General features: G+C 39.2%; 16 protein-coding genes and 1 riboswitch. Of the genes, 3 read left to right on the top strand and 13 right to left on the bottom strand.

The features are described 5' to 3' along the window. Positions 1–57: 57 nt before the first annotated feature. Complete coding sequence (locus GJE18_RS00615) at positions 58–930, top strand: CHAP domain-containing protein (protein WP_107368778.1); 873 nt, start codon at positions 58–60, stop codon at positions 928–930. A 47-nt stretch (positions 931–977) separates the two neighbouring features. Here GJE18_RS00615 and panD read toward each other — a convergent pair whose 3' ends face one another. From panD to panB, 3 genes are read right to left on the bottom strand one after another with little or no spacing between them, the layout of a single operon-like run. Next, the gene (panD, locus tag GJE18_RS00610; protein ID WP_107368779.1) at positions 978–1,361 is read right to left on the bottom strand and encodes an aspartate 1-decarboxylase; all 384 of its coding nucleotides are present in this window, start codon (positions 1,359–1,361) and stop codon (positions 978–980) included. Then, complete coding sequence (gene panC, locus GJE18_RS00605; protein WP_107368780.1) at positions 1,358–2,215, bottom strand: pantoate--beta-alanine ligase; 858 nt, start codon at positions 2,213–2,215, stop codon at positions 1,358–1,360. Before panC ends, panD begins: the two co-directional genes overlap by 4 nt. Next, positions 2,208–3,020 (bottom strand): 3-methyl-2-oxobutanoate hydroxymethyltransferase, encoded by an 813-nt coding sequence (gene panB / locus GJE18_RS00600; RefSeq protein WP_107368781.1) that lies wholly within the window; start codon positions 3,018–3,020, stop codon positions 2,208–2,210. The genes panC and panB overlap by 8 nt, the downstream gene beginning before the upstream one ends. Before the next feature lie 66 nt (positions 3,021–3,086). Here panB and GJE18_RS00595 point away from each other — a divergent pair, with 66 nt between their 5' ends. Further along, the gene (locus GJE18_RS00595) at positions 3,087–3,956 is read left to right on the top strand and encodes an oxidoreductase (RefSeq protein WP_107368782.1); all 870 of its coding nucleotides are present in this window, start codon (positions 3,087–3,089) and stop codon (positions 3,954–3,956) included. Positions 3,957–4,083: 127 nt separating this feature from the next. On the opposite strand, the gene GJE18_RS00590 is transcribed toward GJE18_RS00595, so the two are convergent. The 4 genes from GJE18_RS00590 to GJE18_RS00575 form a co-directional block, all read right to left on the bottom strand. Then, entirely contained in the window at positions 4,084–4,635 is a 552-nt protein-coding gene (locus tag GJE18_RS00590; RefSeq protein ID WP_085622285.1) for a hypothetical protein, read from the bottom strand. 82 nt (positions 4,636–4,717) lie between these two features. Further along, positions 4,718–4,903: a hypothetical protein gene (locus tag GJE18_RS00585; RefSeq protein ID WP_107368783.1), complete on the bottom strand. Its 186-nt coding sequence runs from the start codon at positions 4,901–4,903 to the stop codon at positions 4,718–4,720. Positions 4,904–4,933: 30 nt separating this feature from the next. Continuing rightward, a complete protein-coding gene (locus tag GJE18_RS00580) occupies positions 4,934–5,248 on the bottom strand; it encodes a DMT family transporter (protein ID WP_085622276.1) in 315 nt (104 codons plus the stop codon). After that, positions 5,249–5,569, bottom strand: coding sequence for a DMT family transporter (locus GJE18_RS00575; RefSeq protein WP_085622274.1), 321 nt, complete (start codon positions 5,567–5,569; stop codon positions 5,249–5,251). A 50-nt stretch (positions 5,570–5,619) separates the two neighbouring features. Then, positions 5,620–5,723, bottom strand: a riboswitch (guanidine-I (ykkC/yxkD leader). Between the two features lie 532 nt (positions 5,724–6,255). Here GJE18_RS00575 and GJE18_RS12245 point away from each other — a divergent pair. After that, positions 6,256–6,381: a hypothetical protein gene (locus GJE18_RS12245; RefSeq protein WP_275087391.1), complete on the top strand. Its 126-nt coding sequence runs from the start codon at positions 6,256–6,258 to the stop codon at positions 6,379–6,381. 224 nt (positions 6,382–6,605) lie between these two features. On the opposite strand, the gene cntE is transcribed toward GJE18_RS12245, so the two are convergent. Genes cntE through cntA form a run of 6 tightly spaced genes read right to left on the bottom strand, consistent with a single transcriptional unit; the run spans position 6,606 to position 12,766 of the window. Beyond that, positions 6,606–7,796, bottom strand: a complete 1,191-nt coding sequence (cntE, locus tag GJE18_RS00570; protein ID WP_107368784.1) for a staphylopine family metallophore export MFS transporter CntE — start codon at positions 7,794–7,796, stop codon at positions 6,606–6,608. An 11-nt stretch (positions 7,797–7,807) separates the two neighbouring features. Further along, positions 7,808–8,548, bottom strand: a complete 741-nt coding sequence (locus tag GJE18_RS00565; protein WP_060552241.1) for an ABC transporter ATP-binding protein — start codon at positions 8,546–8,548, stop codon at positions 7,808–7,810. After that, positions 8,542–9,360, bottom strand: coding sequence for a staphylopine uptake ABC transporter ATP-binding protein CntD (cntD, locus tag GJE18_RS00560; RefSeq protein WP_060552240.1), 819 nt, complete (start codon positions 9,358–9,360; stop codon positions 8,542–8,544). Before cntD ends, GJE18_RS00565 begins: the two co-directional genes overlap by 7 nt. Next, the gene (cntC, locus tag GJE18_RS00555; protein WP_107368785.1) at positions 9,357–10,223 is read right to left on the bottom strand and encodes a staphylopine uptake ABC transporter permease subunit CntC; all 867 of its coding nucleotides are present in this window, start codon (positions 10,221–10,223) and stop codon (positions 9,357–9,359) included. Before cntC ends, cntD begins: the two co-directional genes overlap by 4 nt. Then, positions 10,224–11,156: a nickel/cobalt ABC transporter permease gene (gene opp1B, locus GJE18_RS00550; protein ID WP_039647238.1), complete on the bottom strand. Its 933-nt coding sequence runs from the start codon at positions 11,154–11,156 to the stop codon at positions 10,224–10,226. It lies immediately after the preceding gene. An 11-nt stretch (positions 11,157–11,167) separates the two neighbouring features. After that, positions 11,168–12,766 carry a staphylopine-dependent metal ABC transporter substrate-binding lipoprotein gene (cntA, locus tag GJE18_RS00545; RefSeq protein ID WP_107368786.1) on the bottom strand — a complete coding sequence of 533 codons (1,599 nt, stop codon included), beginning with the start codon at positions 12,764–12,766 and terminating at the stop codon, positions 11,168–11,170. Position 12,767: the final 1 nt, after the last annotated feature.

Below are 12,767 nucleotides of genomic sequence, written 5' to 3'. Positions count from 1 at the left end.
ATTATCATTTTTGTGTATACTAACATTAAATTCTAAAAGAAGGAACTACGTTACAACATGAGTACTTATTTTTATAAATGTCTTACAACTCTATCCACTTTAACTATAATTGGCTCTACAGTCAGTGTTTCAACGAGTTATGCATCACTCAAAGAAGATCAAAAAGCACATCCAAATGCAACTTTTCATGTTCAAAAAGATGGCTCATATACATATCATTATGGCAATACACCCATTCCTCAACGTGGATATCAGCAATCAAATCATCAATCTGAAACTTCTCATACGTCATATTCACCACGCGCACCACATTCATCAACATATCCTGTGACACCACCCGTGCATGCTCCGGTATCACCTGTGTCACCTCAGCCACCTTTGCCAACACCGCCAACGGCACCGAATGAGGATGCATCTAGGTCTGTGACTCCTGAATCAAAAGCGTTTAAGCGCGATGCGAAAGGTTTTATTACATCGATTAATACTGATACTTTATACGAAGAGTTACAAATTCTTCACTTTAATGAGGATGCTTTAACACCCGATGGCAAGCCTCTCGCTTTAGGAAACGGCAAAATTATCGATCAACCGATTTATACAAGTAAGAACAACCTTTATACTGCGGGGCAGTGTACATGGTACGTCTTTAGTAAACGTGCACAAGCTGGAAAAACCATTAGTACATTTTGGGGCGATGCGCGCAATTGGGCCGCAAAAGCAACAAGCGAAGGATTTACAGTCAATAAAACACCTAAAGTTGGTGCGATTATGCAAAATTATGAAGGACCTTATGGCCATGTTGCTTATGTCGAGCGTGTCAATTTAGACGGTAGCATTCTCATTTCAGAGATGAACTACATTGCGCCATATATTACTTCTACGCGCACAATACCTGCCGGATCTGTACACGCTCACAATTATATTCATTAAAATAAAAATCCATGAACAGCGTTATAGCCATTCATGGATTTTACTTTTTAAACGATAACAGTATTTTCTTTTTCAATAATCATGTGGTCAATTTCATTATGTTCATTCATCACTGCGACTTTCGGACTATGTGTTGCCAGTTCTTGGTCATCCAGTTGCACATACGTCATAATAATCACGATGTCACCTACTTCTACGAGGCGAGAAGCAGCGCCATTTAAACAAATTTTACCGCTACCTCTTTCTCCTGCAATGACGTACGTTTCAAAACGCGCACCATTGTTATTATTCACAATCGCAACTTTTTCATTGGGTAATATATCCACCGCATCGAGTATATCTTGGTCGATTGTAATACTTCCGACATAATTTAAGTTTGACTCCGTGACACGTGCACGATGAATCTTACTATGCATCATTGTTCTTATCATTTTATTTCATCTCCAATAATAATATTATCTATTAAACGTGCTTTTGAAAATTTTACAGCTAAAGAGATGAAAATCTGACCAGCAATAGTGCTTTGTTGTACTAACTCAGGATAACTGTATATGGCAACTTCTTCAATTGTGCCATCGGTATGCGCTTTAAGATATTCCGTGACCGCTTCGATTATCTTGTCACTTTGACGTTCCCCATTTGTATACATTGCATGCGCCAACTGTAAGCTTTTATATAAGTGCGGTGCTTGTTGACGTTCCGCCTCGGTTAAATACACATTTCGTGAACTTCGAGCGAGACCGTCGCGTTCACGTACGATGTCTACCCCTTCAATGACTACAGAATGATTCATTTCTTTTACCATCTGAGTCACTATCGCCAATTGTTGGGCATCTTTTTTACCAAAATAGGCCACATGGGGTTGTACAATGTTAAACAATTTATTCACAACGGTAACTACCCCATCAAAATGCCCTGGTCGTTTTTCTCCTTCTAACACAGATGCAAGGCGTCCTACTTTCAACGTAATATCTAAATGGTTGGGATACATGTCTTCTACACTTGGATAAAAGACGTAATCGACACCAATGAGTCGTGCTGCCTCCGTATCTTGTTCAATTTGTCGTGGGTACGCATCAAAATCTTCATTCGGACCAAATTGTAATGGATTAACGAACACACTTATGACTGTGATGTCATTGTATTCGATCGATTGACGCATCATCGTCAAATGCCCTTCATGTAAGGCACCCATCGTCGGCACAAAACCGATGCTTTTACCTTCGAGACGTAATCTTGATGTCAAATGTTGCATGTCTTGTATTGATGTAATTACTTTAGTCATTGAAATCACCCATAATTTGTTTTTGATACATATAAGCTTCAGATGGGAACATACCTGACTTTACTTCTTGATGATACGTTTTTAACGCTTCGATACCGACTGAAAAGTCACCATATTGTTTCACAAATTTCGCATAACGGTCAACGCCATAACTTAACATGTCATGATAGACAAGCACTTGGCCATCAGTATCTTTACCCGCACCTATCCCGATGACTGGTATAGAAAGCTGTTCTGAAACAACTTTTGCCAAGTCACTTGGTATGGCTTCAAGTACAAGCGCGACTGCGCCCGCCTTTTCAACTGCTTTAGCGTCTTCGATCAGTTTTGTAGCGGCCGCTTTAGATGCACCTTGCATTTTATACCCTAAAATACCCACACTTTGTGGTGTAAGACCGAGGTGCGCGACAATTGGAATGCCCATATGTGTAGCTTGTTGAATGAATGGTGTTAAATGTCCACCTTCTACTTTAAGCGCATTACCACCGCTTTGTTGATACAACCTCACGGCATTATTTAAATCTGTGGTCATATCAATACCGACTGAACCAAATGGCATATCTACCACTACAAACGTGTTTGGCGCACCACGACGTACAGCACGACTATGATGTAACATATCTTCTAACGTCACGTCTACCGTACTCTCGTATCCAAGTACCGTCATCCCAAGTGAATCCCCGACTAAAATCATATCAATATCGGCAGCTTCTACTTGTTTGGCACTCGGATAATCATATGCCGTCACCATCGTAATTTTCTCATTCTCTCGTTTCATTTGATGTAATTGGCTTAAAGTTTTCAACGTACTCACCCTTTTTTGATATACTTCATGATAAGTATATCTAATTCACTCAAAGGAGCAACTAATATGACTACAATTGGCATCATCGGTCCCGGCGCTGTCGGCACTGGCATTGCCCATGCACTTAAAGGATGTTCCATTCACGTCGACCTTCTAGGTAAACGCGATGAAACGCTAATATTTCATGAATATGCGACGAAAGAGACATTTCCGATAACGGTCAAGGCGTTGAATACGACCGACATGCAATACGATTGGTTAATCATCGCAGTCAAAACGACGCAACTGGATGCGATCCTTGCTGATGTTAATCGCTGCATCCACAAAGATACCCGTATAATTTTGGCGCAAAATGGCTATGGTCAGCACGAGAAAATCAAGCACACCTATGTTTATCCAGCTGTTGTCTACATCAGCGGTCAAAAAGAGGGACAACACATTACACATTTTCGTGATTATCGACTTCAAATCCAAAAAGACACGTTTACTGAAGCCCTTCAACAAATTTGCGCACAATCACCATTAACATTAGAACTTAAACCACACATTGAACAACAGATTTGGTACAAACTCCTTGTGAATTTAGGGATCAATTCCATCACGGCACTTTCCCGTGACACTGCTCAAGTATTAAAGCAGGCATCTATGGCTAAACTATGTCGTCAGTTAATCGAAGAAGGGCGTAAAGTTGCAGAAGCAGAAGGCATTCACTTTGACACAACCATTACAACAGACATTATGCATATTTATGCAGGATACCCAGACGATATGGGTACAAGCATGTATTATGACCTCATGCATCATCGGCCGTTAGAAGTTGAAAACATTCAAGGATATATTTTGCGACAAGCTCAAAAACATCAGATACATGTCCCTTATCTCTCAATGGCCTATACGTTACTGCACTATGAACACCAAAAAGCGATGAGGTTATAGCATATAAAAAGCGCCTTCAAAACACATAAACGGGTGTATTTTGAAGGCAATTTCATATTTTAAATTTTATTTTGTTAAAAACACGTTGAACGAGAGATGATGCATTTATGATATTAAACTTACTGATTTACATGTTGTCGTTTTCAGATGTTTGTATGAATTGGAGCTCATAAACATCACGGTCTTGATAACTATTAAAATGATCTATTTTACCTTTTAAATAAAGTGTTTGTTGTTTCCGACTCGCATTATGTTTGAACTGAATTTTGATTTTCAAATTAGATTCATAGCCATTGTTTTGAATCGTACTTTCTAACTCATGAAACACTTCATTATTAATAGGCAACATATACCCCTCTTTACTAGGTAAAATGCTGGCATATTTTTGTTGTAAAACATTATCTTCATCAATATAAATTTTAATTTGGAGCTCTTTTGCAGCACCAGCCCCCATATTATATAACTTTAAAAAGTCGTCGCCTAAATCATCATCCGTCGCATCTGTCGTGTTTCTTAATGTTAAATGATCGCCGTCTCGTGTCATCAATATTTGATTAAACCCAAGTGCGGGTAAAAAGCTCATTTTCATTTGGTACAACTGTACAGAAACGGAAATGAAATAGAATAAAGCCATGATAAATGTCCCTAAAGATCCTACCGCGGACAAGATATTTATAATACTCACCAAATACCTCCTTTAAAAGATGTTAAAAGCAGTATTTGTGTTATTCCACGTACACTTTAACGTAAACCGGGAAATATTAATGGTGTTGACCTAAAAAAGCTTTCGGAGCAATCGGGTGCAATGTCCATGTGAGTAATAACCCAAATAGCGCTGCCCCCACCAGGATATTCATCCAGTCAATATTATGCCCCACTACCGCAAGTAGCGTTAAACCTAAAAACCCTAATATACTCATACAAATCCAACTGATTACAAATTTCATGTTTAATTCCTTCCTTTATATATATGTTATTTAATGCATTAATTTTAAACCGATCGTGCAGCCTAAGATCACCGCTATACACAATAAACGTAATGCGTGTTTGCTTTCACCATAAAAGACGATGCTTACAAGCGTGCCCCCTACTGCGCCAATACCTGTCCACACAGCATAACCAGTGCTCATCGGAATCGATTGCAGTGCTATTGACAGTGTCGTTAAACTCAACATAAATGTGAAGGCTACACCTAAAATAGCCATTTTCTTACGATGTTGCGCATATATATTCATAAACACGATGCCTATCATTTCAAGCAATCCCGCGATGATTAAAAATATCCATGCCATTTATGCCGCCTCCTCTGTTGTCGTCATTTTAAGCCCTATCACTCCTAGTAAAAGACAGATGATTAACAGTACTTTCGCCATGCTAAATGGTTCACCAAATATGAGAAAGTCCACAAGTGTCACGCCAGACGTCCCGAGGCCTACAAATGTCGCATATGCCGTACCGACGGGTAATGATTGGCTCGCATTGAGTAACAGTGCGAAACTCAATGCAATCGCACTCACGGTTAATATCCACATCCATACCGTTGTCGCATGTGTAATCCCAATGACCCAAGCCACCTCAAAACATGCGCCAGCCACTACTTTTAACCAATTCATGAGATCATCCTCCTCAAATAAAAGAACCCGAGAGACTTATGCATTCATAAATCTCCCAGGCTTTTGTCCTTCCGTGTCATGTAACGCCACATTACATGGATTTTCTCTCGGACCAGACTATTCCTAAGAATACGGAACCCTAGAAAATCTTAATATTCATATCATTGAATTGAACGTCCACCATGGTATCACACCCTATGTCATGTGTAAACCTTAACAGACGTTTTTATGCTTAGACCATCATGAAACTGCAAGGCCAGACATTTGGGAAGCCTTGCTGTCCTTTTTAGAAAAATTTTTAAACATATAGAGAAAAAGTTAAGTAATTTGAGCATTTTTAATTTGTTTCTAATGTTCATGCATTATAATCATACGTGTTAGAAATTGAAAAACGATCGAATGTCTATCATTTTTCCAAGTTTTGATACAGACAATCCTAATTATTTCAATTTCTAACAACATAATCCTCTTAGCACGTGCTATTAGTGTAGGCCGGAACCCCACTTCCGGTCTTTTTTAGTACGGCTGTCTTACTAATATACCCTGTTTAAGTGCACTTTTTCAATCTCTCCCGACGTTTTTTTATTTTTTATCATATTTTTCATTAAGTTTAATTCCGTAAAAGTAAAATTAATTGTACATATTGTCTAATAAATAAAGATTGTTTTTCCTTAATAAGGGGGGATTTGAGAGGATACCTTAATGATGAACCGGGGATGGATGAAGAAATGGAGGACGAAATCATGACTCCAAAAGAAATCGAAATATCCCGTTCAACAGATGATAACGAAGAAGCTAACACAAATGCATGAGGGTGATGCATCTCAATCCTGTCAATCAAAAAAACAGCCAGCAACATTCATTTTTAATGAACATTGTTGGCTGTTGTATTTATACTAATAAATTAGTGATGAACGTGCAAAACTTTGATGAATTAAAAATAACATTTTGATTGATTTCTTAGCTGAGACTTCTGAGAAACGTTGACTAAATCAAAACGCCATATTGAGAACGAGATACCCCGTCCCGTGTAATGTTATTCGCCGATAAATTGTTGTCGGCGTTCGATACAAAAGAGTGTCGTTGCGATTAACATGATGCCGCAAATTAAATACATGACCGCATAGTTCGTTAAGTCAGCAATAGGCCCCATTAACGCGGAACCCAATGACACACCTAAATCTGCTGTGGCAATAAATAACCCAAGCAACATGTTTCGGCCGTATTTTGGCAATTTGAAACTTAAAAATGATGTTAATGTTGGATAAATAAGCGCTTGGGCGATACCAATAAGTATCGCACTGATGTATAAGACAAATGCGCCAACGATATGCCCCACACTAATTCCTAATACCGCTAGGGTTAATAAACTCATCACTTTTAACATAAATCCAACATGCCATTTACCATCTGATGGAATATAACGTCTTAAATAAAAACGTGCCAATACTACCGTAATCGCTTGTAATGCAAGGAAAAGACCTGCGTGACCTACACCATACGTTTGTGTATATAACACAATAAATGTTGCCACCGCTCCAAAACCAATAGACGCCACTAACATGACTAATCCTGCTTTAAATAAAAACTGATTTTTAAAAAACTGTGTAAATACGGAAACCGGGCCAAATGGCAAAGCTTCCTTCTTTTGAGGCGTAGGTTCATCTTGAACATGTTGATCTAACGTCGCACTAAAACCGAACACCCCAGTTGTAATCGCAATGACAACCATCGCAATCGCAAAGTAGCTCATATTGCCTAATTGCCAAATACCTACCGCAATTAATGGGCCAATGACACCCGGTATGTATGAAAAGAGCGAGTAAAGAGAGATGCCTTGTGCACGGTCTTCTTCCGGTAATGCATCGATAATCCCAATTTGAAGGGCCATTGAGAAAAAGGCGGTACACACCCCTTGCATTACCCGGGAAATAAAGTATCCTTCAAGTCCCGTAAAACCATACATGACTAATGCGACACCATTAATGACTAAAATCCATCGCAAAATTTTAATGGGGCCAATGTTAGCAATGACGTGGCCTGCCCATGGACGAAATAACATTGCTGTTAACATGTAGGCCCCCATCACGATACCGATGGTCGTGTTTGTTGCACCTAAGTCATGACCTCGTAATGGAATCATGACATTCAAAATTGCATTGGCACTAAAGAAAAATAGCGCTAAAATATAGAGCCTTAAAAAAGGCCAAGCGAGCGCGCCTTTCATTACGTCGCCTCCTAATAGATAAGTTGTTTTTCAAGCAATGCGCGCGTATACGGATGTGTCGCATCGTGAATTTGATTTTTGGCGAGTGACTCTTGAATTTCACCCTCTTTAAAAATAAATAAACGATCACATAAATACGTGGCTGCTTGGATATCATGTGTAATAAATATATAACTCAAATGATATTCATGTCGTAATCGGACTAATAAATCTAAGATTTGCGTTTGAATTGACATATCCAATGCGCTAATCGCTTCATCTAATAATAAATAGTCTGGCTTAGTACTAATGGCGCGCGCGATCGCGACACGTTGTGCTTCCCCGCCAGACATCATCTGTGGATATCGCTTTAAAAAACTTTTGTCTAAGCCTACTTCTTCAAGTAAACGAATCATTTCTTGATGCATATCTTCTTTAGATAACTTAAGTTGTTGAAGCGGCTCTTTTAAAATCTGTTCAACATTAAAATACGGGTGTAACGATGATTTATAATTTTGAAACACTGCACTCATTTGACCACGTCTCACCTCACGACGACAGACACATTGGCCGTTAATATCGACACGCCCGCGGTCAGGTTTTTCAATACCAAGGATCATCCGACCAAGTGTGGATTTACCACTCCCACTTTCACCGATAATACTGATACTCTCACCTTTCTCACATGTAAAACTTACGCCTTTAACAACTTCTCGATATTGGCGCGTGCCTTTATCTCGGTATGATTTGGACACATCTTGAATGGTTAACATGAGTGGTCACCTCTTACTTTCTGGAAATAAGATGTCAACTTACGACGCGCATTCACAAGGTATTGCGTGTACGCATGTTGTGGATTTTCCAACACATCCTTCACCGGTCCATATTCAATAACATCGCCATTTTTCATAACGAGCACATCATCCGCAATATGTTTCACGACTGCTAAATCATGCGAAATAAAAATCATCGCACAACCTACCGTCTCTTTAATGTGTTGAAACTCTTTTAACACGTCATATTGAGTAATAACATCTAGTGCCGTCGTCGGTTCATCCGCGATAATGAGTTCCGGCTTTAACGCCAGTGCCATTACAATCATTAAACGTTGTAGCATACCGCCAGACAGTTCGTGAGGATATGCACGCATGATTCGATCGAAATCGTGTAAGCCTAACATATCAAAATAAGACTTGAGAAGGGTCTTTTGGGTTGTCGCATTTGTGATATGATGATGATTTAAAATGGTACGCATTTGATAGCCAAGCGTAAAAGAAGGGTTAAACGCCGTACCGCCTTGTTGCATAATCATCGCAATTTCATTACCACGAATGTGACGTAATTGAGTTTCGCTTTGTTGCAATAAATCCATCGTATTAAAGTGCGCCTCACCACTCATTTGAATGTTGTGGTCATTCAGCCCAAGGAGTGCTTTACACGTAATTGATTTCCCACTGCCACTTTCACCAATAATCGCTAAAATTTTTCCCTTGTCCAACTTAAATGAACAATGATGGACAAGGACGTGATTCGTATTACCATCAATCAGCGTTAATTTTTGAACATCTAAAATCGGTTGACTCATGACATCACCCCACGTTTCACACGCTGCCTTACTTGTTGTTGTGATAATTTTGGATCAACGGCAATTTGAATAGCATCAGATAAGAAATTAAAGGCGAGGACGATAATAATAATCGCAATCCCCGGCGCAAACATCAATTCTGGATGACTGAACATCACTTTGCGTGCTTCATTCATCATCATCCCCCACTCTGCTGTTGGGGCTTTGACACCAAGACCAATAAAAGAAAATCCAGAAATTTGTAGAATCATCGATACCATAGAACTTGACGAAATCACCGCAATATCTGCTAGCGTTAACGGTAAAATATGCGTCATAATGATGCGCGTATGTGATAAACCAATAGCACGCGCAAATTTAACGTCATCTGAGTCACGATACTGCATCACACTCGTTCGGATGATTCGGCAAAACCATGCCCACCGTGTAATGATAAACGCGACAAATATACTTTCCAAGCCGATACCTAATACACCAATTAATGCGAGCGTCATCACATAAGTTGGAAACGATAACATGACGTCACAAGCGCGCATTAAAATCGTATCAATCCATCGACCAAAATAGCCGGCAATAAAGCCTAAAATCATCCCAATGACCACCGCACATAAAAGAGCCGCTAATACTAACATTAAACTTGGACGAATCGCATAAATGAGTCGTGTCAAAATGTCACGTCCTAAATGATCCGTCCCTAGCCAATGCGCAAAAGACATACCAGCAAATTTATTCTGAATATTGACGGCGGTAGGGGTATATGGCGTTATCAGTGGCGCACAGATACCTAATAATAAATACAATCCTATAATAAAGAGTGCTATTTTTGCACCTCGGTCTTGCCATAAACGTTGAAGGACTACCATTTAATTGCCCTCCCTTAATTTAGGATTGAGCCACATATTAATAATATCTGCGAGTGTATTTAATAAAATAAACAGTACGGAAATAATTAATACGTATGCTTGTATAATTGGAAAGTCTTGTTCCATCACAGCTTTGACACTTAATTGCCCCATCCCTGGCCAAGCGAAAATGTTTTCGATGACCACCGACCCGCCTAAAATGATTGGAATTGACATACAAAATATCGATACAACGACTTGCATCGCATTGCGAATCACTTGTAGGACAATTGTAGGATAGCGTACACCCATCGCTCGGGCATATAAGACATAATCTTGATCCAATTGTTGAATCATCGCACTTCTCACATTTCTAAAGTAGATCCCGATATAACCTAACGAAATGGTCAGCACCGGCAATACATAACTTTCGGGCCCTGTCAGCCCTGAAGTCGGCAACAGATTCATACCTACTGACACGTAAATGATTAATAATGCTGCTAACCAATACGAAGGTATCGCCGTTAATATAAATGCCGTACTACGTGTGATACGGTCAAACCATGTGCCACGCCAAAGTGCTGTCAAAGTACCGAGTATGATAGACATCGTTATAATCACTACGCTCGAAACGAGTGTTAACTTTAAAGTATTAAAAAATGCTGGCCAAACACGGGTGCTGACATCATCACCCGTGACAAAGCTTTGACCAAATTTAAATTGTAATGCGTCTTTGAGCCATTCCCAATATTGCACAAGAAACGGTTCATCGAGGCCGTATTTCGCGCGTGTTTCTTCAATGAGACTTTGTGTAATATTCGGGACTTCTTGCGCATGTAAAATGACAACAGCGGGATCTTCATCAGACAGCCGCGTCAATGCGAATGTAAGAAAACTAATCATAATTAGAAGCGGCAGGGTCAGTAATAACCGTTTAACGATACTGTATCCCATTATGTCACTCCTTATTTGTAATCCATTTCTTCAAATGGTAATTCATATTGAGATTGTTTAAATGTAATACCTTTAAAATCTTTAGGTGCAATCACTGTCATACCACCATGAGAGATCGGAATAAAAATCGCTTCGTCGTGAACCGTATTCAAAATGCTGTGATATTTTTGATCTTGCTCTTTCACATCTTGTGTTCTTAATGCATCATCAATATTTTGGTATAACGCATCTTTATTGTCGATTCCAGATGTTGCAGCTTTGTAACCTGTATCCGTTTTAAAGGCTGAAATAGTACTTTGTGGATCATATTGTAAGCCCCATGTTTGGTTGAACAACAAATCATAATTGCCGGATGTACGACGTTCTGCAATTTTGTCTGACGTTTCTCCTACAATATTTAATTTCATACCAATTTCTTCTGCTTTTGCTTGAATAAATTCAGCTTCTTGTTTTTGTGAATTAGAGTTATTGTCGTAATATAATTTCATCTCTAACTTTTTGCCATCTTTTTGACGTAACTCACCTTTTTTCTCTTGCTTCCATCCTGCTTCGTCTAACGTTTTCGCCGCTTCTTTCAAATCAAAGTGACGTGGTTTTAAATCTACATTCGCATGCGGTACGTTTTTAGAGAACAATGTAAACGCAGGCTTTTCTGTCTTATCTAAAATTTTGTCTGAGATACTCTTTTGATCGACACTTTGCCATAGCGCAATACGCACTGCTTTGTCATGAGCTGGGCTGTCTTTTTTACCAGAATTAGCAACAATCATCTTTGTATTCATCGGTTGGCTACGCTTTAATTGATAGTCACCAGAATCTGTTAGTTTTTTCACGGCTTCGTTATCGATATTATCTGTTCCGCGGTCATCAGTGAACGCAAAATTCACTTCCCCTTTTTGTAATGCTAAAAATGATGTTTCCCCTGCAGGTAACACTTTAGCAACAATACTTTTCAATTTAGGTTTGCCGCCCCAGTAATCATCGTTACGTTCAAATGTTGCACTTTCATCTTTCTGATGGTCTTTTAATTTGTATGGTCCTGTACCACTAAAAGCTTTCAAGCCATCTTTTGTCCCGCCATTTTTAAAGGCCTTAGGAGAAACAAAAACATAAGGACGTGTCATCGCAAGCTCTTCTAAAGTTGCGTTGTATGGTTCTTTTAACGTTAATACAAATGTATGTGCATCTTTCGCTTCTGTTTTATCCATAATTGTTGAAAGTTTAATCCATGAGTGTAAAGACTTGTTCGCTTGAACGGCGTCAAAATTCTTTTTCACCGCTTCCGCATCAAATGGTGTGCCATCATGGAATTTCACACCTTCACGTAAATGGAAAGTATAGGTTTTACCATCTTCAGAAACATCCCAAGATTTCGCAAGTAATGGTTGAATCCCTTTTTGCGTATTATCTACAAGTGACTCGTATACCATGCCTTGTGCGGACATTGAACCTCCATAGACATGTGGATTCATATCGCCAATATCTTTAGATGTCGCATACGTAATATTTTTGTCTTCTTTCTTTTGCTCTAGTGCCTTGGAGTTGCCACACGCCGCTAATACAACGAGTGCCGTTAATGCTAAAATAAACCATTTAAATGTCTGTTTCATT

This window comes from Staphylococcus agnetis, from assembly GCF_011466855.1.
Lineage (GTDB): Bacteria > Bacillota > Bacilli > Staphylococcales > Staphylococcaceae > Staphylococcus > Staphylococcus agnetis.
This window is presented reverse-complemented; position numbering and strand designations above follow the sequence as displayed.